Origin of the sequence: Parvularcula sp. IMCC14364 (genome assembly GCF_030758415.1) — a bacterium.
Taxonomy (GTDB): Bacteria; Pseudomonadota; Alphaproteobacteria; order Caulobacterales; family Parvularculaceae; genus Aquisalinus.
This window is the reverse complement of record NZ_CP132334.1, coordinates 1,254,082-1,272,627: the sequence shown is the minus strand read 5'-3', so window position 1 is coordinate 1,272,627 and position 18,546 is coordinate 1,254,082. Positions and strand designations below refer to the sequence as shown.

The 18,546-nt window shown below is 53.1% G+C and carries 30 protein-coding genes and 1 pseudogene; all 31 read right to left on the bottom strand.

What is annotated here, in order from left to right; translation table 11 throughout:
* Positions 1 to 56: 56 nt before the first annotated feature.
* The gene (gene rpsK / locus RAL90_RS06090) at positions 57 to 449 is read right to left on the bottom strand and encodes a 30S ribosomal protein S11 (protein ID WP_306253633.1); all 393 of its coding nucleotides are present in this window, start codon (positions 447 to 449) and stop codon (positions 57 to 59) included.
* Between the two features lie 9 nt (positions 450 to 458).
* Complete coding sequence (rpsM, locus tag RAL90_RS06085; RefSeq protein WP_306253632.1) at positions 459 to 827, bottom strand: 30S ribosomal protein S13; 369 nt, start codon at positions 825 to 827, stop codon at positions 459 to 461.
* 152 nt (positions 828 to 979) lie between these two features.
* A complete protein-coding gene (locus RAL90_RS06080; protein ID WP_306253631.1) occupies positions 980 to 1,573 on the bottom strand; it encodes an adenylate kinase in 594 nt (197 codons plus the stop codon).
* On the bottom strand, positions 1,570 to 2,916 hold the full coding sequence (gene secY / locus RAL90_RS06075) for a preprotein translocase subunit SecY (protein ID WP_372340409.1): 1,347 nt from the start codon (positions 2,914 to 2,916) through the stop codon (positions 1,570 to 1,572). Before secY ends, RAL90_RS06080 begins: the two co-directional genes overlap by 4 nt.
* 98 nt (positions 2,917 to 3,014) lie before the next feature.
* Entirely contained in the window at positions 3,015 to 3,491 is a 477-nt protein-coding gene (gene rplO / locus RAL90_RS06070; RefSeq protein ID WP_306253630.1) for a 50S ribosomal protein L15, read from the bottom strand.
* Between the two features lie 72 nt (positions 3,492 to 3,563).
* Positions 3,564 to 3,752: a 50S ribosomal protein L30 gene (rpmD, locus tag RAL90_RS06065; protein WP_306253629.1), complete on the bottom strand. Its 189-nt coding sequence runs from the start codon at positions 3,750 to 3,752 to the stop codon at positions 3,564 to 3,566.
* 17 nt (positions 3,753 to 3,769) lie between these two features.
* Positions 3,770 to 4,351 carry a 30S ribosomal protein S5 gene (gene rpsE, locus RAL90_RS06060; RefSeq protein WP_306253628.1) on the bottom strand — a complete coding sequence of 194 codons (582 nt, stop codon included), beginning with the start codon at positions 4,349 to 4,351 and terminating at the stop codon, positions 3,770 to 3,772.
* Between the two features lie 9 nt (positions 4,352 to 4,360).
* Positions 4,361 to 4,726 (bottom strand): 50S ribosomal protein L18, encoded by a 366-nt coding sequence (gene rplR / locus RAL90_RS06055; RefSeq protein ID WP_306253627.1) that lies wholly within the window; start codon positions 4,724 to 4,726, stop codon positions 4,361 to 4,363.
* 34 nt (positions 4,727 to 4,760) lie between these two features.
* Positions 4,761 to 5,294, bottom strand: a complete 534-nt coding sequence (gene rplF, locus RAL90_RS06050; protein WP_306253626.1) for a 50S ribosomal protein L6 — start codon at positions 5,292 to 5,294, stop codon at positions 4,761 to 4,763.
* A gap of 36 nt (positions 5,295 to 5,330) precedes the next feature.
* A complete protein-coding gene (rpsH, locus tag RAL90_RS06045) occupies positions 5,331 to 5,729 on the bottom strand; it encodes a 30S ribosomal protein S8 (RefSeq protein WP_306253625.1) in 399 nt (132 codons plus the stop codon).
* Positions 5,730 to 5,745: 16 nt separating this feature from the next.
* The gene (rpsN, locus tag RAL90_RS06040; RefSeq protein WP_306253624.1) at positions 5,746 to 6,051 is read right to left on the bottom strand and encodes a 30S ribosomal protein S14; all 306 of its coding nucleotides are present in this window, start codon (positions 6,049 to 6,051) and stop codon (positions 5,746 to 5,748) included.
* Between the two features lie 41 nt (positions 6,052 to 6,092).
* Positions 6,093 to 6,653: a 50S ribosomal protein L5 gene (gene rplE, locus RAL90_RS06035; RefSeq protein ID WP_306253623.1), complete on the bottom strand. Its 561-nt coding sequence runs from the start codon at positions 6,651 to 6,653 to the stop codon at positions 6,093 to 6,095.
* Positions 6,646 to 6,963 (bottom strand): 50S ribosomal protein L24, encoded by a 318-nt coding sequence (gene rplX / locus RAL90_RS06030; RefSeq protein WP_306253622.1) that lies wholly within the window; start codon positions 6,961 to 6,963, stop codon positions 6,646 to 6,648. The genes rplE and rplX overlap by 8 nt, the downstream gene beginning before the upstream one ends.
* A 9-nt stretch (positions 6,964 to 6,972) precedes the next feature.
* Positions 6,973 to 7,341 carry a 50S ribosomal protein L14 gene (gene rplN / locus RAL90_RS06025; RefSeq protein ID WP_306253621.1) on the bottom strand — a complete coding sequence of 123 codons (369 nt, stop codon included), beginning with the start codon at positions 7,339 to 7,341 and terminating at the stop codon, positions 6,973 to 6,975.
* A gap of 61 nt (positions 7,342 to 7,402) precedes the next feature.
* The gene (gene rpsQ, locus RAL90_RS06020; RefSeq protein ID WP_306253620.1) at positions 7,403 to 7,645 is read right to left on the bottom strand and encodes a 30S ribosomal protein S17; all 243 of its coding nucleotides are present in this window, start codon (positions 7,643 to 7,645) and stop codon (positions 7,403 to 7,405) included.
* A 4-nt stretch (positions 7,646 to 7,649) separates the two neighbouring features.
* The gene (gene rpmC, locus RAL90_RS06015) at positions 7,650 to 7,877 is read right to left on the bottom strand and encodes a 50S ribosomal protein L29 (RefSeq protein ID WP_306253619.1); all 228 of its coding nucleotides are present in this window, start codon (positions 7,875 to 7,877) and stop codon (positions 7,650 to 7,652) included.
* 9 nt (positions 7,878 to 7,886) lie between these two features.
* The gene (gene rplP / locus RAL90_RS06010) at positions 7,887 to 8,300 is read right to left on the bottom strand and encodes a 50S ribosomal protein L16 (RefSeq protein ID WP_306253618.1); all 414 of its coding nucleotides are present in this window, start codon (positions 8,298 to 8,300) and stop codon (positions 7,887 to 7,889) included.
* A 20-nt stretch (positions 8,301 to 8,320) separates the two neighbouring features.
* Entirely contained in the window at positions 8,321 to 9,061 is a 741-nt protein-coding gene (gene rpsC / locus RAL90_RS06005) for a 30S ribosomal protein S3 (RefSeq protein WP_306253617.1), read from the bottom strand.
* Positions 9,061 to 9,441 carry a 50S ribosomal protein L22 gene (rplV, locus tag RAL90_RS06000; RefSeq protein ID WP_306253616.1) on the bottom strand — a complete coding sequence of 127 codons (381 nt, stop codon included), beginning with the start codon at positions 9,439 to 9,441 and terminating at the stop codon, positions 9,061 to 9,063. The genes rpsC and rplV overlap by 1 nt, the downstream gene beginning before the upstream one ends.
* 9 nt (positions 9,442 to 9,450) lie before the next feature.
* The gene (gene rpsS / locus RAL90_RS05995) at positions 9,451 to 9,729 is read right to left on the bottom strand and encodes a 30S ribosomal protein S19 (protein WP_306253615.1); all 279 of its coding nucleotides are present in this window, start codon (positions 9,727 to 9,729) and stop codon (positions 9,451 to 9,453) included.
* A 9-nt stretch (positions 9,730 to 9,738) separates the two neighbouring features.
* Positions 9,739 to 10,578, bottom strand: a complete 840-nt coding sequence (gene rplB, locus RAL90_RS05990) for a 50S ribosomal protein L2 (protein ID WP_306253614.1) — start codon at positions 10,576 to 10,578, stop codon at positions 9,739 to 9,741.
* Between the two features lie 18 nt (positions 10,579 to 10,596).
* Entirely contained in the window at positions 10,597 to 10,896 is a 300-nt protein-coding gene (locus RAL90_RS05985; protein ID WP_306253613.1) for a 50S ribosomal protein L23, read from the bottom strand.
* The gene (rplD, locus tag RAL90_RS05980; protein ID WP_306253612.1) at positions 10,893 to 11,513 is read right to left on the bottom strand and encodes a 50S ribosomal protein L4; all 621 of its coding nucleotides are present in this window, start codon (positions 11,511 to 11,513) and stop codon (positions 10,893 to 10,895) included. The genes RAL90_RS05985 and rplD overlap by 4 nt, the downstream gene beginning before the upstream one ends.
* A gap of 299 nt (positions 11,514 to 11,812) precedes the next feature.
* A pseudogene (rplC, locus tag RAL90_RS05975) lies at positions 11,813 to 12,499 on the bottom strand (50S ribosomal protein L3); the annotation flags it as partial.
* Positions 12,500 to 12,512: 13 nt separating this feature from the next.
* On the bottom strand, positions 12,513 to 12,824 hold the full coding sequence (gene rpsJ, locus RAL90_RS05970) for a 30S ribosomal protein S10 (RefSeq protein WP_306253611.1): 312 nt from the start codon (positions 12,822 to 12,824) through the stop codon (positions 12,513 to 12,515).
* A 77-nt stretch (positions 12,825 to 12,901) separates the two neighbouring features.
* Entirely contained in the window at positions 12,902 to 14,077 is a 1,176-nt protein-coding gene (gene tuf, locus RAL90_RS05965) for an elongation factor Tu (RefSeq protein ID WP_306253610.1), read from the bottom strand.
* Positions 14,078 to 14,127: 50 nt separating this feature from the next.
* On the bottom strand, positions 14,128 to 16,221 hold the full coding sequence (fusA, locus tag RAL90_RS05960; RefSeq protein WP_306253609.1) for an elongation factor G: 2,094 nt from the start codon (positions 16,219 to 16,221) through the stop codon (positions 14,128 to 14,130).
* Between the two features lie 23 nt (positions 16,222 to 16,244).
* Entirely contained in the window at positions 16,245 to 16,715 is a 471-nt protein-coding gene (gene rpsG / locus RAL90_RS05955; protein WP_306253608.1) for a 30S ribosomal protein S7, read from the bottom strand.
* A gap of 12 nt (positions 16,716 to 16,727) precedes the next feature.
* Positions 16,728 to 17,099: a 30S ribosomal protein S12 gene (gene rpsL, locus RAL90_RS05950; protein WP_306253607.1), complete on the bottom strand. Its 372-nt coding sequence runs from the start codon at positions 17,097 to 17,099 to the stop codon at positions 16,728 to 16,730.
* Positions 17,100 to 17,385: 286 nt separating this feature from the next.
* Positions 17,386 to 17,631: a response regulator gene (locus RAL90_RS05945; protein WP_372340408.1), complete on the bottom strand. Its 246-nt coding sequence runs from the start codon at positions 17,629 to 17,631 to the stop codon at positions 17,386 to 17,388.
* Positions 17,622 to 18,542 (bottom strand): hypothetical protein, encoded by a 921-nt coding sequence (locus tag RAL90_RS05940; RefSeq protein WP_306253606.1) that lies wholly within the window; start codon positions 18,540 to 18,542, stop codon positions 17,622 to 17,624. The genes RAL90_RS05945 and RAL90_RS05940 overlap by 10 nt, the downstream gene beginning before the upstream one ends.
* Positions 18,543 to 18,546 lie beyond the last annotated feature (4 nt).

Below are 18,546 nucleotides of genomic sequence, written 5' to 3'. Positions count from 1 at the left end.
TCAAAAAATGGGAAGCAGTCACTCCCCTTGCCTGCATCAGGCAGGCATTCAATCAATCAGACGCGACGACGCTTGCGCGGACGACAGCCATTATGCGGGATCGGCGTAACATCACGAATTGTCGTGACGGTCAGACCGGCTGCCTGCAAGGCGCGCAACGCACTTTCGCGACCGGAACCCGGACCGCGTACAAGGACGTCAACATTCTTCAGCCCGTGTTCCATTGCCTTCTTGGCAGCATCTTCAGCAGCCATCTGGGCAGCAAATGGGGTGGACTTACGTGAGCCGCGAAAGCCCATGTGACCTGATGTAGACCAGGCAACTGCATTGCCCTGCTCATCAGTAATAGTAACAACTGTGTTGTTGAAGGAGGCGTTCACGTGAACGACGCCGTTAACAATATTTTTTTTCTCTCTGCGGCGAACGCGCGCCTGAGGTGCCTTGGCCATAATACCCTCTTACTTCTTCTTGCCGGCAATCGGGCGCGCCGGGCCCTTGCGTGTGCGGGCGTTTGTGTGTGTACGCTGGCCGCGCACTGGCAGATGGCGACGATGACGCAGGCCGCGATAACAGCCAAGGTCCATCAATCGCTTGATGTTGACGGCAACTTCCCGACGAAGATCACCTTCAACAACATATTTTTCGTCAATCGTTTCGCGAATTCTCAGCACTTCCGAATCAGACAATTCGTGGACGCGGCGGGAAGAATCAATCCCCACAACATCACAGATTTCATTAGCCTTGGTTGCCCCAATCCCGTGAATATATGTCAACGCGATTGGCACACGTTTGGCCGTTGGAATGTTCACACCAGCGATACGGGCCACGTCTATACCTCTTCTCGATAGATCTCCCTGTCAGGAGATTTTCCCAATTTTCCGCAGCCACAAGGCCACGCATGTTACGTTTGGGCGAAATGCGGTTTCTATAGCTATCGCACCGCGCCCGTCAACTCAATTCAAGCTGGAATCAGCGAATTTTATGCCTTTTCCAGTTCCTTGAAAATACCATCAATCTCAGCTGAAACAGCGTCGATCGAAGCCATGCCATTTACTTCCTTCAACAACCCTTTGTCCTGATAATACGGGATCAACGGGGCGGTCTGTTCGTGATACACGCCAAGCCGGTGACGGAAGGTTTCTTCATTGTCGTCAGCGCGCACTTCCAAGCCCGCAGCTTTTGTTTCTTCAATGCGGGTATTCAGGCGCTCAACCAGCGCCTCCTCATCAACCTTGAGTTCCAAGACCACGTCGAGCTGACGCCCTTTACCTGCGAGAATCTTATCAAGCATTTCTGCCTGCACCACCGTGCGTGGAAAGCCATCAAGCAGAAAACCCGGCTTACAGTCATCTTCCTCAATCCGGTCAGAAACGATACCGGCAACAATTTCGTCAGATACGAGGTTGCCTGCATCCATGACAGCTTTGGCTTTTTTTCCGATCTCTGTCTGGGCTGCAACAGCACTGCGCAGCATGTCACCAGTCGAGAGTTGCGGAATGTCAAATTTCTCGGAGATCAGTTTTGCCTGCGTGCCTTTGCCGGCACCTGGAGGCCCCAGAAAAATCAGGATCATCGGCGCCCTCCTCTGAGCTTGGACTTCTTGATGAGGCTCTCATATTGCTGGGCGAGGAGATGCCCCTGTATCTGCTGCACTGTATCGAGGGTCACGGTCACCACAATCAGAAGTGACGTCCCGCCAAGATAAACCGGAATGCCCGACACCTGGCTGCGCAAGAGTTCCGGCAAGAGACAGACAAAAGTCAGGTAAGCTGCCCCAATCACCGTCAGACGTGTCAACACGAAATCGATATAATCTGCCGTCCGCGCGCCCGGGCGATAGCCCTGAATATAGCCGCCATACTTTTTCAGATTATCAGCGGTGTCTGACGGATTGAAGACGATGGATGTGTAAAGAAAGCAGAAGAAAATGATCCCGACGGCATAAGTCAGCATGTAAGCGAGTTGGCCCGGATAGAACGTGCTGGCCAGATCGGAAAGCCAGGTTGGCGCGTCTTCGCCAACAGCACCGACTGCAGTCGCCGGCAGGAAAAGCAGCGATGAAGCAAAAATTGGCGGGATAACACCGGCTGTGTTGAGCTTGAGCGGCAAGTGGGATTTCTCCCCCTGCACCATGCGGTTACCCTGCTGGCGACGTGGATATTGCACAAGAAGCCGCCGCTGTGATCGCTCGATGAAGACGACAAAAGCAATCAATGCGATGGCCATGACCCCAACCACGAGCAAAACGCCAACTGGCAGCACGCCTGTGCGCGCCTGAGAGAACATCCCTGCCAGTGCGCGCGGCAGTTCAGCCACGATACCGGAAAAAATGATCAGCGAAACGCCATTCCCGATGCCGCGTGACGTAATCTGCTCGCCGAGCCACAACAGGAACATGACCCCGCCGACAAGCGTGACTGTTGTTGTAAACAGGAAGAAAATGCCCGGATTGATGGCGGCTGTCTGTCCATCGGCGCCCGGCGCCATCAGAGTTTGCGCGATGAAAAGGCCCTGCAGGGCAGCCAGCACTACCGTGAGATAACGTGTGTATTTGTTGATCTGTTGACGCCCCTGCTCACCTTCCTTCTTGATCGCTTCAAGCGACGGAATGATGGCGGCCATCATCTGCATGATAATGGAAGCAGAGATATACGGCATGATATTGAGTGCGAAAATCGCCATCCGCTCAACAGCACCACCCGCAAAGAGATTGAAGGTGCCGAGCAGACCGCCGCTCTGGTCACCAAAAGCCTGCGCGAACACTTCTGCGTTCACACCAGGAATAGGGATATAAGTGCCGAGGCGATAAACCACCAAGGCACCGAGGGCAAACAGCAGTCTTTTTTTGAGCTCATCTGCCTTCGCAAATGAGCTGAGGGACATGTTGGAAGCAAACTGTTCGGCGGCTGATGTCATGGCGGAAATATGTCCTGGAAAATTAGGCTAAGACTGAGATGGTCATGTGGCGTTGCTGGCAGCGAACTGCAACCCTGCAATACCACAGAGCAAAACTCTTACCCCTCTGACTTTTCAGGACGGGTCATGCTGACGGAACCGCCAGCCTTTTCAACCGCTTCACGGGCAGATGATGTTGCATAAGCGACTTCCAGCTCAACCTTGGCTGTCAAATCACCACGTCCAAGAAGACGCACGCCATCATAGGCCTTGTTGAGAACACCGGCTGTCACCAGCGCGGCAGCATCAATTTTTGATCCTGCATCGATTTTTTTTGCGTCGATCGCCTGTTGCAGACGCCCAAGATTCAGCTCCGCATATTTTGCACGATTAGGCTTGTTGAAGCCGCGCTTTGGCAAGCGCATGTGGATCGGCATCTGGCCGCCCTCAAACCCCTTGATCGCAACACCTGAACGGGACTTCTGCCCCTTCACACCGCGACCGGCTGTCTTGCCTGTGCCGGAACCAACACCGCGTCCAACCCGCTTGCGTGGCTTACGGGCACCTGAATTGTCTGATAATTCGTTGAGTTTCATGATCTTCCTCTCGACTTGCGACGGTTTACCTGTCTGGCTCCGCCTCGCCTGTTAAACCGACACCGTGCCGGCTTACTTCTCTACAATCTCCACCATGTGACGAACCTTGTGAATCATGCCACGGATCGATGGTGTATCTTCCAGCTCACGCTCGCGGCCAATCTTGTTGAGACCAAGCCCGACGAGTGTTGCACGCTGATCCTGCGGCCGACGAATCGGACTGCCGGTCTGGCGTACTGTGATGGTTTTCTTCTCAGCCATGATAAACTCCCTCAGCCTCAGGCAACGTCAACCGTTGAGGCATCCTGCTGGGCCTCAGCACGGCGACCAATAATGTCAGAAACTTTCAGACCGCGACGTGCAGCAACGGCACGCGGGTTGCTCTGGTTTTTCAGGGCATCAACTGTTGCCCGAACCATATTATATGGATTGGATGTGCCGATAGACTTGGCAACAATATCCTGAATCCCGAGAGATTCAAAAACCGCCCGCATCGGACCACCAGCAATAACGCCTGTCCCTGGAGGGGCTGTGCGGAGCACAACTTTCCCGGCACCGTGACGGCCTTCTGCATCATGGTGAAGAGTACGTCCTTCACGCAACGGCACCCGCACGAGATTACGCTTGGCTTCCTGAGATGCCTTGCGGATTGCCTCTGGGACTTCGCGGGCCTTGCCCTTGCCAAAACCAACGCGGCCTTTTTGATCACCGACCACGACGAGCGCGGCAAAACCGAAATTCTTACCGCCCTTGACCACTTTGGCCACGCGGTTGATCGCAACGAGACGATCTACAAATTCATCACGATCTTCCTCGCGATCCCGGTTGCGGCCTCTGCCCTTATTGCCTTCGCGTGCCATATTCGTCTCCTAAAACTTCAGGCCGCCGTCACGGGCCGCTTCAGCCAGCGCTTTCACGCGGCCATGATAAATGTAACCACCACGGTCAAAGATAACCTGTTCAACACCTGCTTTCAACGCGCGTTCGGCAATCAGTTTGCCAATCGCGGATGCTGCATCGGTGTCAGAACCCTTTGGTGTATCTGACCGAAAGTCTTTCTCCAGTGTGGAGGCGGACGCAATGGTCTTGCTGTTGCGATCATCAATGATCTGAACAGAAATATTCTTTGACGATCTGTGCACAGAAAGACGCGGACGCCCTTTGCCGACCCTTGCAAGTCGCGAACGTGTGCGACCAGCGCGCTCTTTCGTTCTTTGTAATATAGATTTAGACATTGACCTATCCTCGAAGTCAGCGCTGAAAGCAGCCCTACTTCTTCTTGCCTTCCTTGCGGAAAATATATTCGCCCTGGTATTTCACGCCTTTACCCTTGTATGGCTCAGGCGGTCTGAATGACCGAATGACAGCCGCTGTCTGGCCGACCTTCTGCTTGTCGATACCACTGATCTCAATTTCAGTTGGCTTCGGCGTCTTGATCTCTATCCCTTCTGGAATATCGAACTCAACATCATGACTGTATCCAAGCGCCAGAACAAGCTGTTTGCCCTTCATCTGTGCCCGGTAGCCAACCCCTTCCAGCTGAAGGTTCTTGGTAAAGCCAGATGTCACCCCTTCACAGATATTGGATACCATTGTGCGGGACATGCCCCACAATGAGCGCGCCACCTTGGTCTTGTTGACCGGCGTCACTTCAATACCGTCATCTGTCATGGCGACAGCACAAAGATCAGTGACGACGAACTCCAGTTCGCCCTTCGGACCCTTGGCCTTGACCGTCTGGCCATTCACAGAAACCTCTGCGCCACTTGGCACTGCGACCGGTTTTTTTCCTATGCGAGACATTTCAAAAGCCTCCCGTTCCTTGTCTTTATTACCCGGTTAGTAAACCTGGCAAATAATTTCACCGCCAACATTCTGCTCACGCGCGAGCGCATCTGACATGATGCCTTTCGACGTGGAGAGAATGGAGATGCCGAGACCATTCTGGACCGGCGGGATATCACTCACGGCTGAGTACACACGACGGCCCGGCTTGGACACGCGCTTGATGCGCTGAATAACCGGTGCGCCATCAAAATACTTCAGCTCGATTTCAAATCGGGCCTTGTTATTGAGCTCTTCAACACGTGAATATCCACGAATGTAGCCTTCGCGCTCAAGCACATCCAGGACCCATCCACGGGCTTTGGAGGCTGGCGAGATTGCCACTTTGTGACCGCGCATTTGCGCATTACGGATGCGGGTCAGCATATCACCTATCGGATCATTGACAGACATATAATCAGTGCCTCCCTTACCAGCTTGACTTCACGAGGCCTGGAATCAGGCCTTGTGAACCAAGTTCACGCAATGCAATGCGGGACATTTTCAGTTTACGGTAATAACCGCGCGGACGACCTGTAACCTGACAACGGTTACGAATACGCACCGGTGCAGAATTACGTGGCAATTCAGCCAGTTTCAGGGACGCCTTGAACTTATCCTCAGGAGATGAACTTTCATCCCTGATGATGGCCCGAAGACGTGCCCTTTTGCTTTCGTATTTTTTAGCCAAACGCTGTCTCTTGAGATCGCGTTCAACCATTCCTTTTTTAGCCATTTAAAATCTCCGTTAAGCCGGTTTCCATGATCAGACCTGACCTAGTTGCGGAAGGGAAAGTTGAATTCTTTGAGAAGGGCACGGGCCTCCTCATCAGTCGGTGCAGTCGTGCAGACAATGATGTCCATGCCGCGAACCTGATCGACCTTGTCGTAGTCGATTTCAGGAAACACGATGTGTTCTTTCAGGCCCATGGCGTAATTGCCACGTCCGTCGAAACTTTTTGCCTTGAGGCCGCGGAAGTCACGCACCCGTGGCAGGGCAATCGTGACAAGACGGTCAAGAAATTCGTACATGCGATGCTTGCGCAGGGTAACCTTGACGCCCAGCGCCATTTCTTCACGCACCTTGAAACCGGCAATGGATTTCTTGGCTTTCGTGATGACAGGTTTCTGGCCCGCAATAACAGTCAGCTCTTCATAAGCCTTGTCGACGCTTTTGCGATCATTCACCGCATCGCCAACACCCATATTGATGACAACCTTGTCCAGCTTGGGGACCATCATCGGGTTTGAATAGGAGAACTGCTCCTGCATCTTCTGACGGATTTCATCCGTATAGCGCTGCTTCAAGCGCGGAATATATGTCTCAGCTTCAGCCATCGAGAACCTCGCCTGATCCTTTCGCGAAACGGACTTTTTTGCCGTCTTCCTGAATTTTGAACCCAATCCGGGCCGGCTTGCCGGTTGTCGGATCTTTCACAGCCACATTGGAAATGTGGAGTGGTGCTTCCTTGCGGATAATACCCCCTGATTGCGCCTGAGAAGGTTTCGTGTGGCGCGCGATCATGTTGATCCCCTGCACGAGCACACGGTCTTCCTTTGGCCTGACAGAAAGTACTTCACCTTCACGTCCCTTGTCCTTGCCGGAGAGGATAACGACGGTGTCACCTTTTTTAATCTTGGCAGCCATATCGTCCTCCTACAGCACTTCTGGTGCCAGCGAGACAATCTTCATATGCTTTGCAGCACGAAGCTCACGCGTGACCGGGCCAAAGATACGTGTACCTATTGGCTCCTTGTTATTGTTAATCAGAACCGCAGCATTGTTATCGAACCGGATAACCGATCCGTCACGACGCTTGATGTCCTTGGCTGTACGCACAACGACCGCCTTCATGACCTGGCCTTTTTTAACGCGACCACGCGGCATGGCTTCCTTGACGGACACGACAATGATGTCGCCAACGGAAGCATATTTCCGCTTCGAGCCGCCCAGCACCTTGATGCACTGAACACGCTTGGCGCCTGAATTATCCGCCACGTCCAAATTTGTCTGCATCTGGATCATATGATGACCCTCCTTAAATCTGCCCCCGACAGGGACAGTTCGTTATCAATCGGCGCAAAGGTTAGCCCTTGTTGCCATCTCCAATTACTTCCCACCTTTTGGTCTTGGACCTTGGTGGACATTCCTGGATGATGACCAGGTCACCTTCCTTGTATTTGTTGGCCTCATCATGCGCCTGATAGCGCTTTGAGCGACGGACGGTTTTCTTGAGCATCGGGTGCGTATATTTACGCTCGATATTGACAACGACGGTCTTGTCCGTCTTGTCGCTCACCACTGTCCCCTGCATGATCCGCTTTGGCATATTCTTATTCCTGGTTCTGCGAAGACTCATTCCGCTTTTCCTGCAGAATAGTCTTGATACGTGCAATATTGCGCCGGTTTTTAGCGATCTTGGCTGTTGCTTCCAGTTGGCCGGATGCCTTCTGGAAACGGAAATTGAACTGCTCTTTCTTCAGAAGGAGCAATTTGTCCTGCAATTCATCCGCAGTCATGGAGCGGACTTGATCAGGATATATGACGTCAGAATCTTTCATCTCTCGCTCCTATTCACCAATCCGTTTCACGATGCGTGTCTTGACCGGCAGTTTGGCCGCGCCAAGCTCCAGGGCACGACGCGCCACGTCTTCCGGCACACCATCAATTTCAAACATGATCCGGCCTGGCTTCACTCTGGCAGCCCAGTATTCAACGGACCCCTTACCTTTACCCATACGGACTTCGGTAGGTTTCTTTGAAACAGGAACATCCGGGAAAATGCGTATCCACACACGCCCTGACCGCTTCATGTAGCGTGTGATTGCCCGACGTGTCGCTTCGATCTGCCGTGCCGTAACACGCTCAGGCTCGGTCGCCTTGAGGCCGAAGGAGCCGAATGTCAAGGTTGTGCCGCCTTTGGCATTACCCTTGATACGACCCTTGTGCATCTTGCGATACTTGGTTTTCTTTGGCTGTAACATCTGTCAGATCTCCAAACTTGCTACGCCGTTGCCGATGCGGGGCGCTTGTTGTCGCGTTCGCGACGCCCACCGGAAGATGACCCGCCACCCGTCTGGGTGTCTGTCATGCGTTTTTCCTGTCCCATTGGATCGTGCTCCATGATCTCGCCTTTAAAGATCCAGACCTTGATACCAATGGCCCCGTATGTTGTGCGTGCCGTCGCAACACCATAATCAATATCAGCACGGAGCGTATGCAGCGGCACACGGCCCTCACGATACCATTCCATCCGCGCAATCTCTGCGCCGCCAAGACGACCGGACACATTGATCCGGATGCCAAGCGCACCCATGCGCAGGGCTGTCTGCATCGCGCGTTTCATGGCGCGACGGAAAGCAACACGGCGTTCAAGCTGCTGGGCAATATTCTCGGCAACCAGTGTCGCATCAATTTCCGGCTTGCGGATTTCAACGATGTTCAGAACAGTTTCTGACGATGTAAATTTCATCAGATCCTGACGCAGCTTCTCGATATCTGCACCCTTCTTGCCGATCACAACACCAGGACGCGCTGTGTAAATAGTAACACGGCACTTCTTGTGCGGACGCTCAATCACGATGCGCGCAATACCGGCAGCGTTCAGGCGCTTGTGCAAAAACTTACGGATGCGCAGGTCTTCATGCAGCAGATCGCCATAGGCTTCCTTGCCAGCATACCAGCGAGAGTCCCAGGTGCGGTTGATGCCAAGACGCAGACCGATCGGGTTTACTTTCTGACCCATTAGACGGTCTCCTCTACTTCCTTGACGATGATCGTTACTTCCGCGAACGGCTTAAATATCTTGCCGGCACGGCCACGCGCACGCGGGCGCCAGCGTTTCATCACAAGGTTCTTTCCAACAAATGCCTGATCCACGACAAGGGAATCGATATCCAAATCGTGATTGTTTTCTGCATTGGCGATCGCGCTCTCGAGCACTTTCTTCACATCATTGGCGATGCGCTTGCGGGAGAACTCCAGCTCAGCGAGCGCCTTCTCAACTTTCATGCCACGAATAGACTGCGTTACCAGATTCAGCTTTTGCGGGCTGGTACGCAGCATACGGCATTTTGCCATAGCCTGATTGTCTTCAACGCGGCGTGGATTAGCTTTCTGTCCCATGATAGCCCCCTACTTCCGCTTTGCTTTTTTGTCTGCACCGTGACCGTAATAGGTCCGGGTTGGTGAAAATTCACCGAGCTTGTGACCAACCATATCTTCCGTCACATGCACAGGCACAAACTTCTGTCCATTATAGACATTGAATGTCAGGCCAATGAATTGTGGCAAAATGGTCGAGCGACGGGACCAGGTCTTGATACCGCCCTTGTGCGAACCGCCCTGTGATTCCTCTGCTTTCTTGAGGACATAGCGGTCAACAAATGGACCTTTCCAAACTGAACGTGGCATAGTTAACCTCTACCGCTTCTTCTTGCGGGCGTGCCGAGACCGGATAATCAGACGGTCAGTCGCCTTGTTGCTTCGTGTACGTTTACCTTTGGTCGGCTTGCCCCAAGGTGTAACAGGATGACGGCCACCTGAGGTACGCCCCTCACCACCACCATGCGGGTGATCAATCGGGTTCATGGCAACACCACGAACCGATGGGCGCTTGCCTAGATGGCGGGTACGGCCAGCTTTGCCGATTTTGACATTGCCGTGATCCGGATTGGATACTGCACCGATGGTTGCAAGACATTCGCCTTGCGCCATGCGCACTTCACCAGACTGCAACCGCAACTGTGCGTAACCTGCGTCACGCCCAACCAGTTGAGCATAGGTGCCGGCTGAACGCGCAATCTGCCCACCCTTGCCAGGCTTCATCTCGATATTGTGGATGATTGTGCCGACAGGAATGTTTTTAAGCGGCATGGTATTGCCAGGCTTCACGTCAACGCGCTCACCGGAAATAACCTTGTCACCCTCGCGCAGGCGCTGCGGTGCCAGAATGTAGGACTTCTGACCATCAGCATACTCAACCAGCGCGATGAAAGCTGTACGGTTAGGATCATATTCCAGACGCAGGACTGTTGCTTCAACATCCATTTTCGCCCGGCGGAAATCCACTTTGCGGTACAGCTTCTTCGCACCGCCCCCGCGACGACGGGCAGTGATGCGGCCAGTATTGTTACGGCCACCCTTGGAAGTAAGACCTTCCGTCAGTGACTTCTCTGGTCGACCACTCCACAGCTCGCTGCGGTCCACAAGCACGAGCGTGCGGCGGCCAGGAGATGTCGGGTTGAATTTTTTCAGCGCCATGATCTTTATTCCTGATCCCTAGAGACCTGTTGTGATGTCGATTGAATTGCCTTCTTCGAGAGTGACAACTGCTTTCTTGACGTTTGACCGCGTGTAAGGACGGCCGCGAAACTTCTTGTTCTTGCCTTTATTGACAAGGGTGTTGACTGCCTTGACCTTGACGCTGAACAGCTTCTCAACGGCCTCGGCAATCTGTGGTTTGGTCGCGTCTATCGCAACCTTGAAGACAACCTGATTGTGCTCAGAGGCAATCGTGGATTTCTCCGTGATAACCGGCGAGACAATAGTGTCGTAATATTGTTCTTTCAGCTCGCTCATTTCAGGCGGGCCTCCAACCCTTCAATCGCAGATTTTGTCAGCACAAGCTTGTCGCGGCGCAGAATGTCGTAAACATTGGCACCCGCAACCGGCAGCACATCCACATTCGGAATGTTCTGTGCGGATTTCTTGAAATTCTCATCAACCTGACTGTCCACAACGAGCGCGTTGGAAAGGCCAAGATTTGAGAAATAGCCCAGCAAAAGCTTGGTTTTCACTTCACTCATGCCAGCATCATCAATAACAATAATTTCTGAAGCTGACGCCTTGGCAGAAAGTGCGTGCTTCATGGCCAGACGACGGACTTTTTTCGGCAGAGAAATCGCATGACTGCGAACGCGTGGACCATGCGCCTTGCCGCCACCAACAAATTGTGGGGCCTTGCGGTTACCGTGACGTGCACCGCCAGAGCCTTTCTGGCGAACAAACTTCTTGGTGGAACCAGCAACTTCACCGCGTTCCTTGGTTTTGTGGGTACCCTGCTGACGCTTGGCCAGCTGGTATGTGACCATGCGATGGAGGATATCCTTTCGTGGCTCAAGACCGAAAATGGTCTCGTCCAGATCAACTGTGCCCTGCTTCGAGCCGGCAGAAAGTGTGACAACATCTACTTGCATTACTCGCCACCCTCTTCTTTAGCGTCGGCTTTCACTTTTGCCGCCAACTCCTGATCAACTTTGGCGCGCGGCGCCTGACCAGAAATCATCTCATTCGCCTGAACGATCCATTCCTCACGCTCGGCCTGGCCTGTAACGCCCAGCTTATCTTCAAGAGCCGTCAGTTCATCGGCAGAAAGGGCAACCAGGGCCGTCAGTGTTGCGATCCCTTCTGCGCGCAGACCTTCAGCGGTTTTCTCACCGATGCCGTCGATCAAAACGATATCATCAACAAAATCACCGGCTGGTGCGTCGGCAGGCTCATCAGCAGCGGCGGCACGAATGCCGGCAGGCTTTGGCGCGTCTTCATGGAGAGGCCGTTTCACAGCATCCTTGATAAGCACCCATCCACCTTTGGAGCCAGGAACAGCCCCCTTGACCATAACCAGATTACGCTTTGCATCTGTCCGGACAATTTCGAGATTTTGCGTTGTTACACGCACATCACCCATGTGGCCGGCCATTTTCTTGCCTTTGAACACCTTGCCAGGGTCCTGACACTGACCAGTAGAACCATGCGAACGGTGTGAGATTGACACACCGTGAGAGGCGCGCAGACCGCCAAAATTGTGGCGCTTCATCGCACCGGCAAAACCCTTTCCGATCGAAGTCCCGATCACGTCGACCTTTTGTCCAGGCACGTAATGCTCGGCAGAAATCTCGGCACCAACCTCAACCAGATTGTCGTCCGTGACGCGGAATTCAACAACTTTGCGCTTTGGCTCTACATTTGCCTTGGCAAAGTGACCACGCATGGCTTTAGAGACACGCTTTACTTTTGCCTGACCGGCACCAAGCTGGACGGCAGTATATCCGTCAGCTTCAGCTGTACGCTGAGCAACAACCTGACAGCCATCCACGTGCATGACAGTGACAGGAACGTGTGTTCCGTCTTCATGATAGATCCGGGTCATCCCCAGCTTCTTTGCAATGACACCTGTACGCATTTTCGTATGCTCCCTAAGCGCCGAGCTTGATTTCGACATCAACACCGGCAGAAAGATCAAGCTTCATCAGCGCATCAATCGTCTGTGGTGTCGGCTCCACGATATCGAGCATGCGCTTGTGTGTGCGCATCTCGAATTGCTCGCGGCTTTTCTTGTTTACGTGTGGCGACCGCAAAACAGTGTACTTGTCGATATGCGTTGGCAGCGGGATAGGCCCGCGCACCTGCGCGCCGGTACGTTTGGCGGTGTTCACGATTTCGATTGCCGAAGCATCGAGAACACGATGATCAAAGGCTTTCAATCGTATGCGGATATTCTGTTGCATGTCGTTTTCTGATGCTTCTGTTAGAGTCAAAAAGACGGGCCATTACCAAAGCATGACCCGTCTCAGGGTTAGTAAAGTTACTCGATGATCTTGCCGACGATACCGGCACCAACTGTACGGCCACCTTCACGGATCGCGAAGCGAAGACGCTCTTCCATGGCGATTGGCACAATCAGCTCAACATTCAGGTTCACATTGTCACCTGGCATGACCATTTCTGTACCGTCTGGCAGCGTGCAGATACCTGTCACGTCTGTCGTCCGGAAATAGAACTGAGGACGATAGTTGTCGAAGAATGGTGTGTGACGTCCGCCTTCTTCCTTGGTCAGGATATAGGCTTCAGCAACAAACTTCTTATGCGGGTTAACGGAACCCGGCTTGCAGAGAACCTGACCACGCTCAACGCCTTCACGGTCGATACCGCGCAGCAGAACACCAACATTGTCACCGGCTTCACCGCGATCAAGCAGCTTGCGGAACATTTCAACGCCCGTACAGGTCGTCTTCTTGGTATCTTTAATGCCAACGATTTCAAGCTCGTCACCAACATTCACAACACCGCGCTCAACACGGCCCGTTACAACTGTACCACGACCGGAGATTGAGAAAACGTCCTCGATAGGCATCAGGAAGGCCTGATCAACCGGACGCTCTGGCGTTGGGATGTAGGAGTCTACAGCCGCCATCAGCTCTTTGATTTTATCTTCGCCGATATTGTTGTCACGACCCTCAAGAGCAGCAAGTGCTGACCCGGCAATGATCGGAATATCGTCACCTGGGAAGTCGTAGGAGTCCAGAAGCTCGCGCACTTCCATTTCGACAAGCTCGAGAAGCTCTTCATCGTCAACCTGATCGACCTTGTTCAGGAATACAACAACAGCAGGCACACCAACCTGACGGGCAAGCAGGATGTGCTCACGGGTCTGTGGCATAGGGCCATCAGCAGCATTCACAACGAGGATCGCCCCGTCCATCTGGGCAGCACCCGTGATCATGTTTTTCACATAGTCGGCGTGACCAGGGCAATCAACGTGGGCGTAGTGACGGCCTTCTGTTTCATACTCGACGTGCGCCGTTGAGATCGTGATCCCGCGCTCGCGCTCTTCTGGCGCACCATCAATTTCATCATACGCCTTGAAGTCACCAAAATACTTGGTGATTGCCGCAGTCAGCGTTGTCTTGCCATGGTCAACGTGACCAATGGTGCCGATGTTCGCATGCGGTTTTGTACGTTCAAACTTTTCCTTAGCCATTTTAATCTCCGTCCTCTGACGACTCTTACGTTAAACTTAATGAACCAGACTTACCCAGCAAGCTTGGCTCGGACCTCATCCGCAACAGCCTGCGGCACTTTTTCATAGTGATCGAACTGCATGGTATAGTTTGCGCGCCCTTGAGTGGCTGACCGCAAGTTATTCACATAGCCGAACATGTTTGCCAGCGGCACCATCGCGTTGACGACGTTGGCGTTGCCACGAACTTCCTGATTCTGGATCTGTCCGCGACGGGAGTTGAGGTCACCAATGACAGTGCCTGTATATTCTTCAGGCGTCACAACTTCGACCTTCATCACAGGCTCAAGCAATGCAAGGCCCAATTCTGATTTGTGCTCGCGCAAGGCCGCCCGAGCAGCGATCTCGAACGCCAGGACCGACGAGTCAACATCGTGGTAGGCACCATCATAGAGCGTGACTTTGAAATCAAGCATCGGGAAGCCAGCCAGAAGACCCGCATCCATAATGGACTTGATGCCCTTTTCAACACCCGGAATATATTCCTTCGGAATGGACCCACCAACAATCTTGTTCTCAAACTCGTAGCCTTCACCAGGCTGACGCGGAGACACAATCATTTTCACGCGCGCAAACTGACCGGAACCACCAGACTGTTTCTTGTGTGTGTAATCAATGTCGGCTTCTTTCGAGATCGTCTCACGATAGGCAACCTGCGGCGCACCCACATTGGCCTCAACCTTGAACTCTCGCTTCATGCGATCAACAAGAATGTCGAGGTGAAGCTCGCCCATGCCAGCAATAATTGTCTGACCGGACTCTTCATCGGATGACACGCGGAATGAAGGATCTTCAGCAGCCAGTCGGGACAGGGCAATACCCATTTTCTCCTGGTCAGCTTTTGTCTTCGGCTCCACAGCAAGAGAGATAACCGGCTCTGGGAATTCCATACGCTCAAGCACGGCAGGCTTCAGCGGATCACAAAGAGTATCACCCGTCGTTGTATCCTTAAGACCAGCGATCGCAACGATGTCGCCCGCATACGCATTCTTGATTTCTTCCTGCTGGTTTGAATGCATCAACAGCATCCGGCCAACGCGCTCTTTCTTGCCCTTCACGGTATTCAGAACAGACGTCCCCTGCTCCAGATGACCGGAATAGATACGGCAGAATGTCAGTGTTCCTACGAAAGGATCATTCATGATCTTGAACGCAAGCATACCCAGAGGCTCTGAATCATCAGCCTTGCGCACCAGCTCTTCTTCTGTGTCAGGGTGGATACCCTTGATAGAAGGTACATCAAGCGGAGATGGCAAGAAGTCAACAACAGCATCAAGAAGAGGCTGAACACCCTTGTTCTTGAAGGCCGTGCCACAAAGGATCGGGTGGAAAGCGACAGCAATCGTACCCTGACGGATCAAGGCGCGGATCTTGTCGTTGTCTGGCATCTCACCCTCGAGATAGGCTTCCATAGCCTCCTCATCGAGCTCAACAACCGTTTCAATCATCTTCTCGCGATATTCTTCCGCTTTCTCTTTCAGGTCAGCCGGAATCTCCACGCGCTCAAACTCGGCACCGAGGCTCTCGTCTTTCCAGAGGATTGCATCCATCTCGATCAGATCAACAACACCGGCAAAATCACTCTCCTCACCGATCGGCAACTGCAAAACCACTGTTTTACAGGCCAGGCGATCGTGAATGGAATCTACAGATGTGTAAAAGTTCGCACCCAGCTTATCCATCTTGTTAATGAAGAACATCCGGGGCACTTTGTATTTGTCACCCTGACGCCAGACTGTTTCAGTCTGAGGCTCAACACCAGCATTGCCGTCAAGCAGCGCAACGGCGCCGTCAAGCACCCGCAGGGAACGCTCAACTTCAATCGTGAAGTCAACGTGGCCAGGCGTGTCGATGATATTCAGGCGGCGCTTCTTGCCATCACGGCCCGACCAGAATGTCGTCGTTGCAGCAGAGGTAATCGTGATTCCACGCTCCTGCTCCTGCTCCATCCAGTCCATGGTAGCCGCACCGTCGTGCACTTCACCAATCTTGTAGCTTTTACCGGTGTAGTAGAGAATCCGCTCAGTCGTCGTCGTCTTGCCAGCATCAATGTGTGCCATGATGCCGAAGTTACGATAATCCTCGATTGTGTACTCGCGAGCCATTGCTTGCTACCCTTGTAAATCCGTTACCAACGATAATGAGCAAAGGCGCGGTTCGCCTCAGCCATCTTGTGTGTATCTTCCCGCTTTTTGACAGCGGAACCGCGGTTTTGAGACGCATCCATCAACTCACCGGACAGGCGCTCAACCATGGTTGTTTCATTTCTCGAACGTGCCGCAGTAATCAGCCAACGCATCGCCAACGCAACCTTGCGGTCAGGGCGAACCTCCATAGGCACCTGATATGTCGCACCACCAACGCGGCGAGAACGAACCTCAAGAGCAGGAGAAACGTTGTCCAACGCCTCATGGAACAGCTCCACAGGCGGACGTTTCAGTTTTTCTTCGATACGGTCGAACGCACCGTAAACAATTTTCTCGGCGGCTGACTTTTTACCGTCTAGCATGACATAATTCATAAACTTGGAGACAGCCTTATCGCCAAATTTTGGATCCGGGTGAACAACCCTTTTAACTGCGCGGTGACGTCTGGACATCTTGCTCTACCCTTACTTCGGCCGCTTGGCGCCGTATTTGGAACGACGTTGCCTGCGGTCTTTAACGCCCTGCGTATCCAGAACGCCGCGAATGATATGATAACGAACACCTGGAAGGTCTTTCACGCGGCCGCCGCGGATCATGACAACAGAGTGCTCCTGAAGATTGTGCCCCTCACCTGGAATATAGCCGATCACCTCAAAGCCATTCGTCAGGCGGATCTTGGCCACTTTCCGAAGCGCAGAGTTCGGCTTCTTTGGTGTGGTTGTGTACACGCGTGTACAGACACCCCGCTTTTGCGGGTTGCCCTGCATCGCAGGCACCTTGTTAATCTTCCGCTTTGGCTTGCGCGGCTTACGTATCAGTTGCTGGATCGTCGGCATTCTTTCTCAGGATCCTCTAAAACTCGTTATGCTGGACGCAGGAAGGAAAACCGGTTTTTGCCACTACCATGAAGCGCAACACCGATAAGGCGTGCGCTTGTAAAACAAGGCAAAGCAATACTCAATTTTCACGGCATGCGCAGGAGCGTTTCAAATAATTGACAGCCACCTATCAGCGTGACGGCGTATCTATGTGAGTGGCCCTGTCAGGTCAAGCCTTCATTGTAACTTTTTTGACGGCGAACGGCTTTTAACCAAAACCACCAAATAGCTTGCTTTCTCGGGCTTAATCTCGCGCTGACCTTGCAAGCGCTTTTGTGATGGCGGTCAGCAATTCTTCCTTCTTCACAGGCTTGACCAGATGATCGTCCATGCCTGATTCGCGACTGCGCTCGATATCTGCCTCATGCCCGAGTGCTGTAACGGCAATGATTGGTAAAGGGGGCAACCCCTTGTCTTTTTCCATCGCACGAATGCTCTCCGCTGCCTCATGACCATTGAGCAAGGGCATTTCAATATCCATCAGCGCCACATCAGGCCGTCGGCCTTCATCGACAAGGCGCCCAAACAGATCAATAACCTCCTGCCCGTCCTCGCTATAGTCAGCTCAAAATCCGGTGCAGCCAGCATTTTCTCCAGCACCATCATATTGACCTGACTGTCTTCGGCAATGAGAACGCGGGTGGGCTGCGCCGCCATCATGGTAGTGACAGGTCGCGTTTCAGCTTCTTGTGGCGACACAGAGCCGTCAGTCGAATTACCCTGCTCGCCTCTATCCAGCGAACTGTCGTCTGCATTTGTGACTGGCAGCTCTTCTTGAGGCGCCTGCGCTTCACCCACTGGCCCTGATAACATCTCTTTTATGGGGCGGCGTTTCAAGACAGCTGCCATGACCACGCTGAAAAGCAACAGCGAGAGCAGGATTTCCCCCTCCCCCGAATACATCAACGAAGCAGAGGACTGATACCAGGTATAGCTGATGGTTGTTGCGGCTCCCGACTGCACAACAGCAAGGAACAGGACGAGACGTGCCCCGATCGCCACGCCGCCAAGAAACAGAAGCAGTCGCGGATCAGCCCGTAAAGCCTGCAAGGCCAGCAGAACAAAAATGAAATTATAGGTCGGAGCCTTGAGTGCTGCAGCACTCATGCCACCATACAGGCTGGCAAAGGACATGATGACGCAGGTAAACAGCAGAATATCCAGCGCAGCAACTGCCCAGACCGTACGCCGCTGCCTTGGCCGATAAGAGCGCTGCGCAAGCGCGCTGAGCGTAAACAGAAGTGTGAAAACGAAGCCTTTGCTGACCAGCGGCAATGTCGAGCCCGTCAGATAGATTCCCAGATAAACAGTCAGCGCCATTACGCCAAACCCCAGATGAACCGTCGCGATGGTTCTGCTGATCGCGGCCCGAAAAGGCTGATTAGTTTTTGCTGTGGTCATGCGT

Coding starts and splice junctions, on each gene's coding strand:
- tuf (WP_306253610.1), bottom strand. CDS start 14,077: ATGGCTAAGGAAAAGTTTGAACGTACAAAACCGCATGCGAACATCGGC.
- RAL90_RS06080 (WP_306253631.1), bottom strand. CDS start 1,573: ATGATCCTGATTTTTCTGGGGCCTCCAGGTGCCGGCAAAGGCACGCAG.
- RAL90_RS05940 (WP_306253606.1), bottom strand. CDS start 18,542: ATGACCACAGCAAAAACTAATCAGCCTTTTCGGGCCGCGATCAGCAGA.
- rpsS (WP_306253615.1), bottom strand. CDS start 9,729: ATGCCACGTTCAGTTTGGAAAGGTCCATTTGTTGACCGCTATGTCCTC.
- rpsJ (WP_306253611.1), bottom strand. CDS start 12,824: ATGCAACAGAATATCCGCATACGATTGAAAGCCTTTGATCATCGTGTT.
- rplB (WP_306253614.1), bottom strand. CDS start 10,578: ATGGCGCTGAAAAAATTCAACCCGACATCTCCTGGCCGCCGCACGCTC.
- rpsC (WP_306253617.1), bottom strand. CDS start 9,061: ATGGGTCAGAAAGTAAACCCGATCGGTCTGCGTCTTGGCATCAACCGC.
- rpsH (WP_306253625.1), bottom strand. CDS start 5,729: ATGTCTGTCAATGATCCGATAGGTGATATGCTGACCCGCATCCGTAAT.
- rplX (WP_306253622.1), bottom strand. CDS start 6,963: ATGGCTGCCAAGATTAAAAAAGGTGACACCGTCGTTATCCTCTCCGGC.
- rpsG (WP_306253608.1), bottom strand. CDS start 16,715: ATGTCCAGACGTCACCGCGCAGTTAAAAGGGTTGTTCACCCGGATCCA.
- rplO (WP_306253630.1), bottom strand. CDS start 3,491: ATGAAACTCAACGAATTATCAGACAATTCAGGTGCCCGTAAGCCACGC.
- rplD (WP_306253612.1), bottom strand. CDS start 11,513: ATGCAAGTAGATGTTGTCACACTTTCTGCCGGCTCGAAGCAGGGCACA.
- rpsL (WP_306253607.1), bottom strand. CDS start 17,099: ATGCCGACGATCCAGCAACTGATACGTAAGCCGCGCAAGCCAAAGCGG.
- rplR (WP_306253627.1), bottom strand. CDS start 4,726: ATGTCTAAATCTATATTACAAAGAACGAAAGAGCGCGCTGGTCGCACA.
- rplV (WP_306253616.1), bottom strand. CDS start 9,441: ATGGGACAGAAAGCTAATCCACGCCGCGTTGAAGACAATCAGGCTATG.
- rplF (WP_306253626.1), bottom strand. CDS start 5,294: ATGTCTCGCATAGGAAAAAAACCGGTCGCAGTGCCAAGTGGCGCAGAG.
- rpmC (WP_306253619.1), bottom strand. CDS start 7,877: ATGAAAGATTCTGACGTCATATATCCTGATCAAGTCCGCTCCATGACT.
- rpsN (WP_306253624.1), bottom strand. CDS start 6,051: ATGGCTAAAAAAGGAATGGTTGAACGCGATCTCAAGAGACAGCGTTTG.
- rplP (WP_306253618.1), bottom strand. CDS start 8,300: ATGTTACAGCCAAAGAAAACCAAGTATCGCAAGATGCACAAGGGTCGT.
- fusA (WP_306253609.1), bottom strand. CDS start 16,221: ATGGCTCGCGAGTACACAATCGAGGATTATCGTAACTTCGGCATCATG.
- rplE (WP_306253623.1), bottom strand. CDS start 6,653: ATGGCTGAAGCTGAGACATATATTCCGCGCTTGAAGCAGCGCTATACG.
- rplN (WP_306253621.1), bottom strand. CDS start 7,341: ATGATCCAGATGCAGACAAATTTGGACGTGGCGGATAATTCAGGCGCC.
- rpsK (WP_306253633.1), bottom strand. CDS start 449: ATGGCCAAGGCACCTCAGGCGCGCGTTCGCCGCAGAGAGAAAAAAAAT.
- rpsQ (WP_306253620.1), bottom strand. CDS start 7,645: ATGCCAAAGCGGATCATGCAGGGGACAGTGGTGAGCGACAAGACGGAC.
- RAL90_RS05985 (WP_306253613.1), bottom strand. CDS start 10,896: ATGAGCGAGCTGAAAGAACAATATTACGACACTATTGTCTCGCCGGTT.
- secY (WP_372340409.1), bottom strand. CDS start 2,916: ATGACATCAGCCGCCGAACAGTTTGCTTCCAACATGTCCCTCAGCTCA.
- rpsE (WP_306253628.1), bottom strand. CDS start 4,351: ATGGCACGCGAAGGCAATAAGGGCAGAGGCCGCAACCGGGATCGCGAG.
- rpmD (WP_306253629.1), bottom strand. CDS start 3,752: ATGGCTGAGAAGAAAACCATCACAGTACGCCAGACCGGCAGTCCGATT.